Origin of the sequence: Pseudomonas sp. SG20052, assembly GCF_031766055.1 — a bacterium.
In the GTDB taxonomy this organism is placed as follows: Bacteria; Pseudomonadota; Gammaproteobacteria; order Pseudomonadales; family Pseudomonadaceae; genus Aquipseudomonas; species Aquipseudomonas mandelii.
This window is the reverse complement of the sequence record NZ_CP134498.1, coordinates 1,765,088-1,780,240: the sequence shown is the minus strand read 5'-3', so window position 1 is coordinate 1,780,240 and position 15,153 is coordinate 1,765,088. Positions and strand designations below refer to the sequence as shown.

The 15,153-nt window shown below is 62.2% G+C and carries 13 protein-coding genes; 1 reads left to right on the top strand and 12 read right to left on the bottom strand.

Translation table 11 applies throughout. The features are described from left to right. The first annotated feature begins 278 nt into the window (after window positions 1-278). On the top strand, window positions 279-3,491 hold the full coding sequence (rne, locus tag RHP74_RS08065) for a ribonuclease E (protein WP_311098759.1): 3,213 nt from the start codon (window positions 279-281) through the stop codon (window positions 3,489-3,491). 108 nt (window positions 3,492-3,599) lie between these two features. On the opposite strand, the gene RHP74_RS08060 is transcribed toward rne, so the two are convergent. The 12 genes from RHP74_RS08060 to RHP74_RS08005 form a co-directional block, all read right to left on the bottom strand. Then, entirely contained in the window at window positions 3,600-4,190 is a 591-nt protein-coding gene (locus tag RHP74_RS08060; RefSeq protein ID WP_311098758.1) for a nucleotidyltransferase family protein, read from the bottom strand. Next, window positions 4,187-5,170, bottom strand: coding sequence for an XdhC family protein (locus tag RHP74_RS08055; RefSeq protein ID WP_010461876.1), 984 nt, complete (start codon window positions 5,168-5,170; stop codon window positions 4,187-4,189). Before RHP74_RS08055 ends, RHP74_RS08060 begins: the two co-directional genes overlap by 4 nt. Further along, a complete protein-coding gene (locus RHP74_RS08050; protein WP_311098756.1) occupies window positions 5,170-7,491 on the bottom strand; it encodes a xanthine dehydrogenase family protein molybdopterin-binding subunit in 2,322 nt (773 codons plus the stop codon). The genes RHP74_RS08055 and RHP74_RS08050 overlap by 1 nt, the downstream gene beginning before the upstream one ends. Beyond that, entirely contained in the window at window positions 7,488-7,958 is a 471-nt protein-coding gene (locus tag RHP74_RS08045) for a 2Fe-2S iron-sulfur cluster-binding protein (RefSeq protein WP_311098754.1), read from the bottom strand. Before RHP74_RS08045 ends, RHP74_RS08050 begins: the two co-directional genes overlap by 4 nt. Before the next feature lie 245 nt (window positions 7,959-8,203). Then, a complete protein-coding gene (gene murB, locus RHP74_RS08040; protein WP_311098752.1) occupies window positions 8,204-9,223 on the bottom strand; it encodes a UDP-N-acetylmuramate dehydrogenase in 1,020 nt (339 codons plus the stop codon). After that, a complete protein-coding gene (locus RHP74_RS08035; RefSeq protein WP_010461884.1) occupies window positions 9,220-9,684 on the bottom strand; it encodes a low molecular weight protein-tyrosine-phosphatase in 465 nt (154 codons plus the stop codon). The genes murB and RHP74_RS08035 overlap by 4 nt, the downstream gene beginning before the upstream one ends. Then, window positions 9,684-10,448, bottom strand: a complete 765-nt coding sequence (gene kdsB / locus RHP74_RS08030) for a 3-deoxy-manno-octulosonate cytidylyltransferase (protein WP_282410788.1) — start codon at window positions 10,446-10,448, stop codon at window positions 9,684-9,686. The genes RHP74_RS08035 and kdsB overlap by 1 nt, the downstream gene beginning before the upstream one ends. After that, window positions 10,445-10,630 carry a Trm112 family protein gene (locus RHP74_RS08025; RefSeq protein WP_010461887.1) on the bottom strand — a complete coding sequence of 62 codons (186 nt, stop codon included), beginning with the start codon at window positions 10,628-10,630 and terminating at the stop codon, window positions 10,445-10,447. The genes kdsB and RHP74_RS08025 overlap by 4 nt, the downstream gene beginning before the upstream one ends. A gap of 25 nt (window positions 10,631-10,655) precedes the next feature. After that, window positions 10,656-11,666 (bottom strand): tetraacyldisaccharide 4'-kinase, encoded by a 1,011-nt coding sequence (gene lpxK / locus RHP74_RS08020; RefSeq protein WP_010461890.1) that lies wholly within the window; start codon window positions 11,664-11,666, stop codon window positions 10,656-10,658. Continuing rightward, a complete protein-coding gene (locus RHP74_RS08015; RefSeq protein ID WP_010461891.1) occupies window positions 11,666-12,097 on the bottom strand; it encodes a biopolymer transporter ExbD in 432 nt (143 codons plus the stop codon). Before RHP74_RS08015 ends, lpxK begins: the two co-directional genes overlap by 1 nt. Continuing rightward, window positions 12,094-12,729, bottom strand: a complete 636-nt coding sequence (locus RHP74_RS08010) for a MotA/TolQ/ExbB proton channel family protein (RefSeq protein WP_010461893.1) — start codon at window positions 12,727-12,729, stop codon at window positions 12,094-12,096. The genes RHP74_RS08015 and RHP74_RS08010 overlap by 4 nt, the downstream gene beginning before the upstream one ends. A gap of 98 nt (window positions 12,730-12,827) precedes the next feature. Then, on the bottom strand, window positions 12,828-15,062 hold the full coding sequence (locus RHP74_RS08005) for a DNA internalization-related competence protein ComEC/Rec2 (RefSeq protein WP_311098748.1): 2,235 nt from the start codon (window positions 15,060-15,062) through the stop codon (window positions 12,828-12,830). Window positions 15,063-15,153 lie beyond the last annotated feature (91 nt).

Below are 15,153 nucleotides of genomic sequence, written 5' to 3'. Positions count from 1 at the left end.
GATACGTGTAGGGTGGAGATGCACAACCGCTGGACTGTGTAGCAATAGGCTTTATCAAGACGCTTCATCTCGTCCACAGCCGCTGGTTGATTCCTCCTCCTGACTGAGTGCTTAAGTAGCCACAGCAAGCAGGACGCGTAAGTCGCGATAACGGCCCAATTGGCCAGACATCGCTGGACACGGGAATGGCCAACCACTCCCGACGCACCTGACACCGACCATGAGAAGTCGTGTGTGCCGAACGCCGTTTCCGGCAGCCCGGAAACCGACGGTACTACATGAAAAGAATGCTGATTAACGCAACTCAACCCGAAGAGTTGCGTGTTGCACTGGTAGATGGCCAACGCCTCTACGACCTGGACATCGAATCCGGTGCACGCGAGCAGAAGAAGGCCAACATCTATAAAGGCCGGATTACTCGCATCGAACCAAGCCTTGAGGCTGCCTTTGTCGATTTCGGCTCTGAGCGCCACGGCTTCCTGCCCCTCAAAGAAATCTCCCGCGAATACTTCAAAAAAGCCCCTGAAGGCCGCGTCAACATCAAGGACGTCCTGAGCGAAGGCCAGGAAGTCATCGTTCAGGTCGAAAAAGAAGAACGTGGCAACAAGGGCGCTGCCCTGACCACCTTCATCAGTCTGGCCGGTCGTTACCTGGTGCTGATGCCGAACAACCCGCGTGCCGGCGGTATCTCCCGTCGCATCGAAGGTGAAGAGCGCAACGAACTGCGTGAAGCCCTGAACGGCCTGGTTGCACCAGCCGACATGGGCCTGATCGTTCGTACTGCCGGCCTGGGCCGCAGCAGCGAAGAAATGCAGTGGGACCTCGACTACCTGCTGCAACTCTGGACCGCCATCAAAGAAGCTTCGCTGGATCGCTCCGCGCCGTTCCTGATCTATCAGGAAAGCAACGTGATCATCCGCGCCATCCGCGATTACCTGCGCCAGGACATCGGCGAAGTGCTGATCGACAGCGTTGAAGCCCAGGACGAAGCCCTGACCTTCATTCGCCAGGTGATGCCGCAGTACGCCAGCAAGATCAAGCTGTACGAAGACAGCGTTCCGCTGTTCAACCGTTTCCAGATCGAAAGCCAGATCGAGACCGCTTTCCAGCGCGTCGTTGAACTGCCTTCCGGCGGCTCCATCGTTATCGATCCGACCGAAGCCCTGGTGTCCATCGACATCAACTCGGCACGCGCCACCAAAGGCAGCGACATCGAAGAAACCGCCCTGCAGACCAACCTTGAAGCCGCCGAAGAAATCGCCCGTCAGTTGCGCTTGCGCGACATCGGCGGCCTGATCGTCATCGACTTCATCGACATGACCCCTGCCAAGAACCAGCGCGCCGTGGAAGAAAAAGTCCGCGAATGCCTGGAAGCCGACCGCGCTCGCGTGCAAGTCGGTCGCATCTCGCGCTTCGGCCTGCTGGAAATGTCCCGTCAGCGCCTGCGTCCATCCCTGGGCGAAAGCAGCGGCATCGTTTGCCCGCGTTGCAACGGCACCGGCATCATCCGTGACGTTGAATCGCTGTCCCTGGCGATCCTGCGCCTGATCGAAGAAGAAGCCCTGAAAGACCGCACCGCCGAAGTTCGCGCCCAAGTGCCGATTCCGGTCGCAGCCTTCCTGCTCAACGAAAAACGCAACTCGATCACCAAGATCGAACTGCGCACCCGTGCCCGCATCGTCATTCTGCCGAACGATCACCTCGAAACGCCGCACTTCGAAGTTCAGCGTCTGCGTGATGACAGCCCGGAAGCCGCAGTCGGCCAGTCCAGCTACGAAATCGCCGCAGCCGCTGCCGAAGTCGAAGAAGTCCAGCCAGCCGCCGCGACCCGCACCCTGGTTCGTCAGGAAGCCGCAGTCAAGACCGCGCCGGCCCGCGCCAACGCTCCGGTTCCGACCGAAGTCGTCGCTGCCGCACCTGTTGCTGCACCGATCGCCGTGCCAGAGCCAAGCCTGTTCAAAGGCCTGGTGAAGTCGCTGGTCAGCCTGTTTGCTACCAAGGAAGAGCCTGCTGCTCCGGTTGTGGTTGAAAAACCAGCGACCACCGAGCGCCCGGCCCGTAACGAAGAGCGTCGCAACGGTCGTCAACAGAGCCGCAACCGTAACGGTCGCCGCGATGAAGAGCGCAAGCCTCGTGAGGAACGTGCACCGCGTGAAGAACGTGCACCACGTGAGCCACGCGAAGAGCGTCAACCACGCGAAGCCCGGGAAGAAACCCCGGTAGTCGCCCGCGAAGAACGTGCTCCACGTGAAGAGCGCGCACCACGCGCCCCTCGTGAAGAACGTGCACCGCGCGCACCTCGCGAAGACCGCAAGCCACGTGGCGAGCGTGAAGAGCGCGTGCGTGAACTGCGCGAACCTCTGGATGCCACTGCTCCAGCCGCTGCTGCGACCGCTGAAGAGCGTCCAGCTCGCCAGCCACGTGAAGAACGCGCTCCGCGCCCACCGCGCGAAGAACGCCAGCCACGTGCCGAGCAAGCCGCTGCCGCGGTTGCCGAAGAAGAACTGGTAACCAACGAAGAGCAACTGCAGGAAGACGGTCAGGAAGGCGCCGAAGGCGATCGTCCACGCCGCCGCTCCCGTGGCCAGCGTCGTCGCAGCAACCGTCGCGAGCGTCAACGCGATGCCAACGGCAACGTGATCGAAGGTTCGGAAGAATCCGAATCCGCCGAAGGCAGCGAAGCGGGCGAAAGCAACGAAGCGCCAAGCACTTCCGATCTGGCCGCCGGCCTGGCTGTTACCGCAGCCGTTGCCAGCACCGTGATCAGCGCGCCTGCTGAAGCCCAAGCCAACGAGCAAGCCGAACGCGCAACGGCCGCCACCCTGGAAACGGCTTCGGTCGAAGCGCCAGTGGTGGAAGCAACGACTCCGGTAGAAGCCACTGCGGCTCCGGAAATCGAAGTGGCGCCGGTTCGTGAAGCACAGCCTGAAGTTGAAGCGGCCCCCGAGCCAGTGTTTGCTGCCGAGCCAGCTGCCGAAACCTCCAGCGAAACCGTAACCGAAGCTGTCCGCGAAGTTCGTGAAGAACAAACCGCGTTCAACTGGGTTGCCGAGCCGGCTGCGGTTGAAGCGCCTGCTCCGGTTGCTGAAGCTCAGGTTGCTGAAGCCATGGTGTCCGAGCCAGTAGTTGTCGCCGCCGAGCCTGCTCCAGTGGTTGAAGCGCCGGTCGTTACCGAAGTGGCTGCACCGCAAGTCGAAGCCGCCCCTGTCAGCGCCCTGACGCCAAGCGGCCGTGCACCGAACGATCCACGTGAAGTGCGTCGTCGCAAGCGTGAAGAAGAGCGTCTGCAGAAGGAAGCCGAACTGGCTGCCGCTGCTGCTCCGGTTGAAGCGATTGTCGCTGACGAGCCTGCACCGGTTGTGGCTGAAGTGATCGAAGCGGCACCTGTTGCCGAATCGGTCATCGAAGAAGCACCGCGCTCCGTACAGGAAGCGGTCGAGCAACACGAACAAGCCCTTGAAAAAGAACACGAGCCTAAACCCCTCGTCTGATTCCATCGGCCACTAAAAAGCCCCGCCTGGTGATCCAGGCGGGGCTTTTTTACATCTGAGATAAAGCAAGTAGACCGCGTTATCGTTCTTCGCGGGCAAGACGGTGTGTCAGGAAAATACTAATGCTGCAGGCACATCCACATCCCACAACACCCCGGCATCATCCACCGCCACTTCAACCACCCTGCCCTGCGCAAACAACGGCTTGGCCCCATGATCACCCGATAACGCCATCAACCCCGGCCCAAAACTGCGACCGAACCCGACGGGGTGTCCGTACTTCCCCGCATGCACCGGCACACTGACGCAATCATCCGCAATCCCCGCCACCACCCGATCGATACTCGACGGCAAAATAAACGGCATATCTCCCAGCACAATCAACCAGCCACCGAGATCTGGACACGTCGCCACCCCGGCGGCAATGCTATCGCCCATCCCGGCAGGCCCGATCTTCACACTCTCGAAACCGTACGCCTGAGCCATGCGCATCACTTGCGGGCGATCTTCGGTCGTCACCAGCACACGCTTCCCAAGGTTGGCCGGCACACTCAGCAGCACGTGCTCGATCACCGACCGAACCGCGCCATCTCGCCCCGTGCAGTCGGCCAGCAGCTTGTCCTTGTCCGCTCCCGCCACCTCCCTGAAGCGTCTGCCCTGCCCCGCCGCCAGCACGATGACGCCGATGGATTCACTCATACAACCTCCTGCAACGGCTTCTTCTGCTTCAATTCGACGCCGTTCTTGATCGCCACAATCTCGGCCAGCAGCGACAAGGCGATTTCCGCGGGACTGTGGCTGCCGATGTGCAAACCGATCGGGCCGTGCAGCCGCTCGATGGCCTGTGATGACAAGCCTAGCTGAGCCAGGTTTTCCCGCCGCTTCAGGCTGTTGACCCGCGAGCCGAGGGCGCCGACATAAAAAGCCCTGGAATCCAGAGCGGTCAGCAACGCCATATCATCCAGGCGCGGATCATGGGTCAGGGCGACAATGGCCGTGCGTTCGTCGGTCTCGATGGTCAGCACCGCTTCATCCGGCATGCCCGAGACGAAACGGCCGTGCTGCTCTTCCCAACCGTAGACAAACTCGCTGCGCGGATCGCAGATCAGCACTTCGAAATCCAGCAGTCGCGCCATTTCGGCGACATACCGGGACAGTTGCCCCGCACCGATCAGCAATAGCCGCCAACGCGGACCGTAGATGGCGCGCAGGGTGTGGCCGTCAAAGCTCAGCACATCGCTTTTGTTCGCCGCCTGCAAAATCACTTCACCGGTCGCAATATCCAGCGAACGAGCCACTATTTCATGGGCCTCGCAGCGTTCCAGCAACTCGGCGACCCAACCTGGATCGCCGACCCGCTCCTCGGTCAGGCGCAAGGTGCCACCGCAGGGCAAACCAAACCGTGCGGCCTCCTCGCGGGTGACGCCGTAGGTGATCAATTGCACCGGCGGCCCGTCAGGTGGAATCCGCCCATCGTGCAGCCGGGCAATCAGATCATCCTCGACACAGCCGCCGGACACCGAGCCGATCACCACGCCATCTTCACGCAACGCCAGCATCGCGCCAGGTGCCCGGGGCGCAGTGCCCCAGGTCTGGACCACGCTGTACAACACCACCCGCCGACCGGCGCGACGCCATTCCAGCACGCTGCGCAGGACGTTCAGATCCGCGCTGTCCATCAGGCCTGCGCCTTCTGCCAACCTTGCAGCTGGAAGCGAACCGGCAAGTTGCGGATACGCTGGCCAGTGGCAGCGAAGATCGCGTTGCACAGCGCAGGCGCAATCGGCGGTACGCCTGGCTCACCGACTCCGCCCAACGGCACATTGCCCGGAGGCGTCACCAGATGCACCGCCACTTCCTTCGGCGCCAGCGACATGCGCGCCACTTCGTACATGTGGAAGTTGTCCTGCTGCACCTTGCCGTCCTTGAAGCTGATTTCCCCGACCACGGCATTGCCCAGGCCCATGACGCACGCGCCTTCGAACTGAGCGCGAATCCGTTCGGGGTTGATCTGCGGACCACAATCCACCGCGATGTCGGCCTTGTGCACGATCAACGTGCCGTCGTCTTTGACTTCGACTTCGATCACCGCCGCCACATAGCTGACGAAGCTGTAATGCACCGCCAGGCCCAGGCCTCGGCCCTTGGGCAGCTCGCGCCCCCAACCGGCGGCCTTGGCGGCTGTTTCCAGTACTGCGCGCATCCGCCCGGTGTCGATCGGATAACGCTCGGGGGATTCGCCGTAGTTCCACTCTTCACTCAAGGTACGCGGATCGATCTGACGATCCGGGCCGAGCAGCTTGATCTGGTACTTGAGCGGATCCTGCTTGGCCTTGTGCGCCAGCTCATCGACAAAGCTCTGGATCGCAAACCCGTGGGGAATGTTCGACACCGAGCGATACCAGCCGACCCGGGTATGAATCGCCGCTTCGGGGTTTTCCAGGCGCACGTTGGGGATCGCGTAGGCCATGTTGGTAAAGCCCATGCCCAGCTCGAAAGCCGCCTCGTGGTTCATGCCCGGGGCGAACAGCGCGGTGATGCTCGGGGCCACGGTGCGGTGCAACCAGCCAGAGGGCAGTCCATCCTTGTCCAGGCTGGCCTTCAGGTACTCGGCGGACACGGTGTGGAAGTAGGAGCAGTGGATGTCGTCTTCACGGGTCCATTGCACCCGCACCGCTTTACCGGGGAATTCCTTGGCGAGGATCGCCGCTTCGATGACGAAGTCCGGCTTGGACTTGCGACCGAAACCGCCGCCAAGCAAGGTGACATTGAACGTGACCTTATCGAACGGAATACCAAGGCGTTCGCCAATCCGTTCCCGGGTGACCTGTGGCGCCTGACTCGGGGCCCAGGCCTCGCACACACCGTCCTTGAAGCGGGCGATGGCGACCATCGGTTCCATCGGCGCCTGCGCCAGGTGCGGCAGGTAATACGAGGCTTCGAGGGTGCTGGTGGCGCCTTTCATGGCGTCGTCGATGTTGCCGGTATTGCGCACCACTTTGCCGGGTTTGAGGGACGCGGCTTCCAGTTCTTTGCGGTAGGCGATCGAGTCGTAACTGGCATTGGGGCCGTCATCCCACTCGATTTTCAGCGCTTCGCGGCCCTTGATCGCGGCCCAGGTGTTGCTGGCCACCACGGCCACGCCACCCAATGGCTGGAACTCGGATGGCAGCGGACGGCCTTCGATCTGAATGACCTTGATCACGCCCGGGACTTTCATCGCCGCGCTGGAGTCGACGGATTTGACCGTGCCGCCATAAACCGCCGGACGCGCAATCACGGCGTAGAGCATGCCGTCGAAATGCACATCGGCCCCGTAAATGGCGCGGCCGTTGACGATGTCGGCACCGTCGATCGCCTTGGTGCCTTCTTTGCCGATGTAGCGAAACTCCGACGGTTGCTTGAGCCGCAGGCTGTCACGGGCCGGCACTGCCAGCGCACCCGCCGCGGCGGCCAGAGCGCCGTAGCCCAGTTCACGACCGCTCGGTTGGTGCACCACTTTATGCAGCTGCGCATGGCACTCGCTGACCGGCACTTTCCACTGCTCGGCAGCCGCTTGTTCCAGCATGGTTCGCGCGGCGGCACCGCAACGACGCATCGGCTCGTACCAGTGACGCATGCTGCGCGAACCGTCTGTGTCCTGGTTACCGAAGCGAACCTCGTCACCCGGCGCCTGCTGCACTTTCATCATGGCCCAGTCGGCGTCCAGTTCATCGGCCACTACCATGGTCAGGCTGGTGCGCACACCCTGGCCCATTTCCGAACGGTTGCAGACCACGGTCACCATGCCGTCAGCGGCAATGCTGATGTAAACCTTGGGATCATCGATCCAGCCATTGGGCATGCCGTCGGCGCCGAATTTTTTCTCTTTTTCTTCGGCAAAAGCGTCTTGCCAGCCCCAGCTCGCTACCAGAACTAACGCACTGGTCGCACCGACGCCTTTAAGGAAGCCACGGCGGCTGAGGTTGCTCAGCGCAAAATCATTCGGTAACTGGCTCATGCCTTGGCCTCCTTCAGGTGAGTGGATGCCTGGCGGATGGCGGTCTTGATGCGGTTATAGGTGCCGCAACGGCAAATATTGCCGACCATCGCCTCTTCGATCTGTGCGTCGCTGGGGTTCGGGTTGGTCTTGAGCAACGCCGTCGCTGACATGATCTGCCCGCCCTGGCAGAAACCGCACTGAGCCACGGCGCTGTCGAGCCAGGCTTGCTGCACGACTTGCCCGACCGGGTCGACGTGCAGGTTATCGATGGTGGTGACGTTCTGGCCGACCACTGAACCGATCGGCGTGATGCAACTGCGCGCCGGAGCGCCGTCAATATGAATGGTGCAGGCACCACACAGGCCCATGCCGCAGCCGAATTTGGTGCCGTTGTAACCGGCCACGTCGCGGATTGCCCAGAGCAGCGGCATATCCTCGGTGACGTCGAGTTGATGGTCTTGACCATTGAGCTTCAGGGTAATCATGGGCACGCCCGCATATTTCTGGAGGTTATGGGGTCGAGCAATCTGCCGCCGAGACTTGGCGGTTGGCATCATGCAGATCGGCTCAGGCTAAGAGGCTCTCTTACGCGGACGGCAACGTCTGCATCGGGCCTTTGGTGGAGCAAATGCTTGCATCGTTAGGTGGCTAAGTTAACCCAGCATTAACAAAAAAGCCCTGCACAGTTGAAGGTGTGCAGGGCTTTGAAATCAGCCATTAAAGCGTAGCCTCAATACTGATTCGGCTCCATTTCCAGGTCGACGTTGAAACGTTGGGAAATGTCTTTCTGAATCTGCTGCGCCAGGTGCAGCAATTGCAGGCCGGTGGCGCTGCCATAGTTGACCAGCACCAGCGCCTGCAACTTATGCACGCCGGCATCGCCATCGCGAAAGCCTTTCCAGCCGGCCCGCTCGATCAACCAGCCCGCCGCCAGTTTCATCTGCCCATCGGGTTGCGCGTAGGCCACCAGGTCCGGGTATTGGCTTTTCAGCTGCGCGACCAGCGCGGTCGGCACCAGAGGGTTCTTGAAGAAGCTGCCGGCATTGCCGAGTACTGCCGGGTCCGGGAGCTTTTCATTACGAATACTGCAGATCGCCTGGCTGACGTCGGTGGCAGTCGGCTGATCGATGCCTTGCTCGGTCAGGCGCTGGCGAACCGGGCCGTATTCCAGGTGCAGGTGCGCGGCGCGGTTTAGGGTGAAACGCACGCGCAGGATCAACCAACGCCCCGGTTCCTGTTTGAACAGGCTGTCACGGTAGGCGAAGTTGCATTCTTCCAGGGTGAAATCCCGCAGCTCGCCGGTCTGGCGATCCAGCGCGGTCAGGCCGGCGAACACGTCCTTGATCTCGACACCATAGGCACCGATGTTCTGCATCGGCGCCGCACCCACGGTGCCGGGAATCAGGCTGAGGTTCTCCAGGCCCGACAACCCCTGCGCCAGGGTGTGCTGCACGAACGGATGCCAAGGCTCGCCCGCCTCGGCTTCGATCACGACCTTGCTGCCGTTATCGCTCAGGATCCGAATCCCGCGCGTAGCCATGCGCAGCACCAGCGCCTGGACATCAGCCGTCAGCAGCAAGTTGCTGCCGCCACCGATCACCAGCAACGGCACGTCATGGGCCGACGCATACGCCAGGGCTTCACGCACATCGGCGTCGCTGCGGGCCTCGGCGAACAACCGGGCCTGAACGTCGACACCAAACGTATTGAACGGCTTGAGCGAAATCCGGGGTTGAACCTGCAAACTCATAACCGTCCCTTCAATTCGATCACCAGTCGATCACTGGCGCGTTCGATCAGGTCCAGCACCTGCTCGAAGCCTTGGTCCCCGTCGTAATACGGATCCGGCACTTCATCGAGTTCTGACTCGTAGCGACGCAGGAACAGGTCTAGCTCGGCTTTGCCCTTGGCCGGTTGCAGGGCCTTGAGGTGGCGCAGGTTGCTGTTGTCCATCGCCAGTATCAGGTCGTAGGCGGAAAAATCGGCGCGGGTCACTTGCTGGGCGCGTTGGGCGGACAGGTCGTAACCGCGCAGTCTGGCGGCGGCCTGGCTGCGTTTGTCCGGCGCCTTGCCGACGTGCCAGTCACCGGTGCCGGCGGAGGCGACTTCGATGTGATCGGCCAGCCCCGCCTCGCGCAATTTATGCCGCAGCACGCCTTCGGCCGTCGGGGAGCGACAGATGTTGCCCAGGCACACGAACAGAACGCGCATCAGGCCTCCAGCAGGCGACGGACGCGCTCGAGGTCTTCGACGGTGTCGACGCCAGTGGGCGGTGCGATCAGAGCGTCAGCGACGTGAATCCGCACGCCATGCCACAGGGCACGCAGCTGTTCCAGGGATTCGGTATTTTCCAGCCAGCACGGGCCCCAGCTGACGAAGTCATGCAGGAAACCGGCGCGGTAGGCATAAATGCCAATGTGGCGGCGGTACGGCACGCCTTCCGGCAATTGCTCGCGGCTTTTGGCGAACGCGTCGCGGGCCCACGGCAACGTGGCACGACTGAAGGTCAGCGCCAAGCCATTAAGGTCGCTGACAACCTTGACCACGTTGGGATTGAACAGGGTTTCCACGTCTTCGATCGGCTCGGCCAGGGTGGCCATGCGCGCTTCGGCGTGGGCGGCCAGGTTGGCAGCCACCTGATCGATCACACTCGGCGGAATCAACGGTTCGTCACCCTGGACGTTGACCACGATGGCGTCGGCGGCCAGGCCGAGTTTCGCGGCGACTTCGGCCAGGCGATCGGTACCGGAATTGTGATCTTCGCGGGTCAGCACCACATCGGCGCCAAACGCCTTGCACGCCTCAACAATGCGCACGTCGTCAGTGGCGACCACGACACGCTCGGCACTGCTTTTGCTCGCCTGCTCCCAGACGTGCTGGATCATCGGCTTGCCGGCGATCAGCAGCAGCGGTTTGCCCGGCAGACGGGTGGAGGCATAACGCGATGGAATGACAACGGTAAAGGCTGTGGTCATTTATCCAGGCGCTCGTCGGTGGTCAGGGTGCGGGCTTCGGTTTCGAGCATCACCGGGATGCCATCGCGAATCGGGTAAGCCAGGCCGGCGCCCTTGCTAATCAGCTCGGTCTTGTCGGCGCTGAGTTTGAGGGGGCCTTTGGTGACCGGGCAAGCGAGGATGTCGAGCAATTTGGTGTCCATGAGCATTCCCTGGATAAAAACGGAGTTAAGGCAAAAGACGAGCCGGCAACAGGCGCATCAGCTGCGTATCGAACCAGGCCACGAAAGCCGGCGATGGCGCAGCATCGACCGCCAGGTACCACCAATCGGCGGCGGCGAAGGCACGGCACTTCACCGCGTCCTTTTCGGTCATCACCAACGGCAATGACGGCGTGAAATTCAAGGCCTGAACGCTGTATTCGGCGTGGTCGGCAAACGCATGCGGCACTGGCTGCCAGTGTAGCGTTTCGAGGGTCGTGAAGAAACGCTGCGGATTGCCGATCCCGGCCACGGCGTGCAGTGCCTGACCTGCGGGGAAGTAGTCGAGGGGGCGACGCTCACCGCTTTGCAGGTTAACCAGTTCGGTAGGTTGCAGCTGGAAGGCAAAACCGTTTTCGCGATCATTGGCGGCGCCGTTGTACAGCACGGCATCGACGCTCTGAAGGCGTTCGACCGGTTCACGCAAGGGACCGGCCGGCAGGCAGCGTTTGTTGCCCAGGCCGCGGGCGGCGTCGATCAACACCAGTTCCAGGTCCCGGGCCAGCCGGTAATGCTGCATGCCGTCATCGGAGAGGATCAGATCCAGCGGCTCACTCGCCAGCAGCGCTTTGACGGCGCTGCTGCGATCCGGGTCGATCATCAATGGCACGCCCGTGCGCTGGACGATCAACAGCGGTTCGTCGCCGGCGATGTCCGCGCTCTGATCGGCCTCGACGCGCCACGGCAATTGCGGCGGTTTGGCGCCGTAACCCCGGCTGACCACGCCGACCCGCAAACCACTGCGCTGGCAATGCTGGATCATCCACAGAATCAGCGGCGTCTTGCCAGTGCCGCCGACGGTGATATTGCCGACCACGATCAGCGGCACGGGCGGCTGATAGATCTCGCCCTCGCCCGCCAGAAAGCGCTTGCGCTTGTTCATGACGATGCGCCGGTACAGCCACTCCAGTGGCTGCAACAGTTTCAGGGCCGGATGACCTTGGTACCACGCGGCGAGCAAGCGATCGGACATGGCCATCAGGGCGCGGGCGGTGCCGCTTCGACCGTGGTCATGCGCAAGTGGCTGAAACCCAGCTTGCCGGCGGCGTCCATGGCGGTGATGACCGACTGATGTTGAGTCTTGCCATCCGCGCTGATGGACAGCGGCAGGTTGGTGTCGCCATTGGATTCTTTCTGCAGCGCCTCCATCAGCGTCGCGAGGTCGTTCTTCGGCAATAGCTGATTGTTCACCGAGAACGCGCCTTCGGCACTGATGGCAACGTCCAGGTGCTTGACCTGCTGGTCTTCGGCAGGCGAACCGCTGACCGCTTCCGGCAGATCGACGCGCAACTGGGTTTCACGGGTAAACGTAGTGGTGACCACGAAAAACAGCAGCAGGATAAACACCACGTCGATCAGCGACGCGAGGTTGATGTCGACCGTTTCCCGCGGTTTGCGGCGGAATTTCACGCTTTGCCCTCGGCCAGGTCCACATCACGGTCGCCCTGAACCACTTCGACCAGTTTGATCGCTTCCTGCTCCATGCCCACCACCAGCTCATCGATCCGGCGTTGCAGGAATCGGTGAAAGAATACTGCCGGGATACCGACCATCAGGCCAGCGGCCGTAGTGATCAGCGCCTTGGAGATACCGCCCGCCAGCACTGCGGCATTGGTGCCCATGCCCGTGCCCATGAACGCGCTGAAAATGTCGATCATGCCCAGCACCGTACCCAACAGGCCCAGCAATGGGGCCATGGCGGCGATGGTGCCCAGCGCATTGATATAGCGTTCGAGTTCATGAACCACCCGTGCAGCGGCCTCTTCGATGCACTCTTTCATGATCTCGCGACCATGTTTGGAGTTGGCAAGGCCCGCTGCCAGGATCTCGCCCAACGGTGAGTTGGCGCGCAGTTCCTTGAGTTTTTCTTTATTGAGCTGTTTGTCCTTGATCCACACCCAGACCTGCCCGAGCAAATGCTCAGGGGTCACACGGCTGGCTCGCAGGGTCCAGAGACGCTCGGCGACGATCGCCATTGCCGCGATGGAACTCAGAATGATCGGCAGCATCATCCAGCCGCCGGATTTGACCAATTCCCACACAGTGACAGCCCCCTCGAAAAAGTGCGCCACTCTAACATAGGGGCCGGATGCACCGAAGACCGTGATGTCGCATCCGGTCGGGCTTTCATAACTGGCGGTTATGGGCCCAACGGTGGCGGATCGCGCCAGAAACGCCGATCCAGACGCATCGTCCATGGCGGCTTGAACCGTCCCAGTTGCAGACGAATGGCGCCGTGGGTGGCGCTGTCGTAGATCGCCATGCCTCGTTTTTGATAGCGCGCCATGACGGTGGGATGCGGGTGGCCAAAGGAATTGCCCTGGCCCCGGGAAATCAGCACAGCCCTGGGTTGCAACGCGGCGAGCAGCGCCATCGAAGAGGAACTGCGACTGCCGTGGTGAGGCGATTGCAGCCAATCGGTCGGCACGGCAAGCGGACTGTCGAGCAATGCCCGCTCGGCTGCCGCATCAATATCACCGGTCAGCAGCAATCGCTCGCCATTGGCTTCGATCTGCAAGACACAGGATTTTTGATTGCTGTCGGCGGCGGATGTCCATTGCCAGAGACGGAAGTCCACACCGTCCCAGGTCCATTGCCGGCCGCTTTCACAGCCTTCGGCGCGCAATTCGGCTGGCAGCGCCTCGGGATCACCGCTCAGGACCCGCGCCACCGGCAATCCGTTGGCAATCGCACGTGCACCGCCGGCGTGATCGGCGTCGGCGTGACTGAGCAGCATCAGGTCGATCCCGGACACGCCCAGTTTGCGCAATGACGGCAGCACCACTCGCTCGCCGAGGTCGAATTCGCCAAAACGCGGCCCGGCGTCATACAACAAGGTGTGATGGCGGGTGCGCACCAGGATGGCCAGGCCCTGGCCGACGTCCAGTTGCCAGACTTCGGCGACGCCTTCGGCAAGCATCGGGCGAGGTGGAAAAACCAGCAACAGCAGCAGCGGCCAACCCAACGAGCGCAACGGCACCCCTTTAGGCAGTAATAGAAGAAAGGCCCCCAGCGTACCGAGCGCCCAAATCCACACCGGCACCGCGACCGGCACCCAGGCGGGGAATCGCCCGGCCATCAAGGCCAGCCCCTTGAACAACAGGTCGACCAGACCGCCCGCCAGCCACAGCAACCCCTCGCCCACATAAGGGACGGGCAGTAACAACGTCCCGAGCAAGGCTGGCGGCAATACCACCAGACTGACCCAGGGCACCGCCAGCAAATTGGCCACTGGTCCGCTGACGCTGATCGGCAAGCCAAGTATCAATAGCAATGGGCACAGTCCGATCGCGATCAGCCATTGCGCACGGGTCCACGTTTGCCACCAACGCCACGGCCCCAGACGCCCACCGAAAGTGAAGATCAACACCGCCACCGCTGCGAAGGACAACCAGAACCCCGGTTGCAGGCTCGCCAGCGGGTCGAGCAGTAAAACGCCATTGAGCGCCAGCAACAGCGGCCACCAGGCGCCAAGGTGCCGAAACCTTAGCCGCCACAACAACACCAGACCGATCATCAAGCAGGCCCGGCGCACCGGCACCTCAAAACCGGCCAGCAACCCGTAACCCAGCGCAGCGGCAAACGCCAGTCCGCAGGCCCATGGCAGCCAGGGCAAACGGCTCGGCCACAGACCATAGCGCGCCAGCCCGGCGATCAGCAGATACACCAGCCCCGCCAGCAACCCGATGTGCTGCCCGGAAATCACCAGCAGATGCACGGTGCCGGTGTCTTGCAGCACTTGCCAGTCCTCGCGACTCAGCCCGCCGCCGTCGCCCAACACCAATGCGATCAGCGCCCCCGTCCGGCCTTGGGCATCGACGGCCTGCAATTGCTGCCGAATGCTGTCACGCCAGGCCCATTGGGCGGCGGCCAGCCTATGGCCATCCTTGACCGTACCGGTAGCGCCGATGCGTTGTGCCAGCAACCAGGCGTCGTAGTCAAAGGCATGCGGATTGAGCAGCCCGGCAGGACGCTTCAACTTGACCGCCAGCCGCCACCGTTCGCCGCTGTTGACGGGCGGTCCGTCATACCAGGCGAGACGCAGATGCCGGGGCAGCCGGGTGCTTCGGGACTGACTGTCGGTCAACTCGAAGCGCACCACCCCTTCGGCATTCTGCGGCAGGCCCGTCACCCGACCTTCGACCCAACGAGTCTCGCCATCAAGCTTCAGCGACAGGCGATCATCCAGCGCCCACTGCGCACTCGCGCACGCCCAACTGAAGCCGAACAGAAAAAACGCCAACGGATGAGTCCGAAACGGCAACAGCATCAAACCCACGACCGGCAGCAACATCCATAACCAGACCGGCGGTAAAACCGGTAAAAAACGCAGGGCCAGCAAACCCAACGCCAGCGCCATCATCCCTGTGCGCATACGCCCGTCCTTGAGAGTCCCACCCTAGGCATAGCTGCCCGACTGCACGCACACGGTTATTAATTGTCACAAAGTCTGAATGGGCGGTTCA

Bases quoted from the DNA above. Each gene is read 5' to 3' on its own strand.
- rne (WP_311098759.1), top strand. From the start codon at position 279: ATGAAAAGAATGCTGATTAACGCAACTCAACCCGAAGAGTTGCGTGTT.
- RHP74_RS08060 (WP_311098758.1), bottom strand. From the start codon at position 4,190: ATGAGTGAATCCATCGGCGTCATCGTGCTGGCGGCGGGGCAGGGCAGA.
- RHP74_RS08055 (WP_010461876.1), bottom strand. From the start codon at position 5,170: ATGGACAGCGCGGATCTGAACGTCCTGCGCAGCGTGCTGGAATGGCGT.
- RHP74_RS08050 (WP_311098756.1), bottom strand. From the start codon at position 7,491: ATGAGCCAGTTACCGAATGATTTTGCGCTGAGCAACCTCAGCCGCCGT.
- RHP74_RS08045 (WP_311098754.1), bottom strand. From the start codon at position 7,958: ATGATTACCCTGAAGCTCAATGGTCAAGACCATCAACTCGACGTCACC.
- murB (WP_311098752.1), bottom strand. From the start codon at position 9,223: ATGAGTTTGCAGGTTCAACCCCGGATTTCGCTCAAGCCGTTCAATACG.
- RHP74_RS08035 (WP_010461884.1), bottom strand. From the start codon at position 9,684: ATGCGCGTTCTGTTCGTGTGCCTGGGCAACATCTGTCGCTCCCCGACG.
- kdsB (WP_282410788.1), bottom strand. From the start codon at position 10,448: ATGACCACAGCCTTTACCGTTGTCATTCCATCGCGTTATGCCTCCACC.
- RHP74_RS08025 (WP_010461887.1), bottom strand. From the start codon at position 10,630: ATGGACACCAAATTGCTCGACATCCTCGCTTGCCCGGTCACCAAAGGC.
- lpxK (WP_010461890.1), bottom strand. From the start codon at position 11,666: ATGGCCATGTCCGATCGCTTGCTCGCCGCGTGGTACCAAGGTCATCCG.
- RHP74_RS08005 (WP_311098748.1), bottom strand. From the start codon at position 15,062: ATGCGCACAGGGATGATGGCGCTGGCGTTGGGTTTGCTGGCCCTGCGT.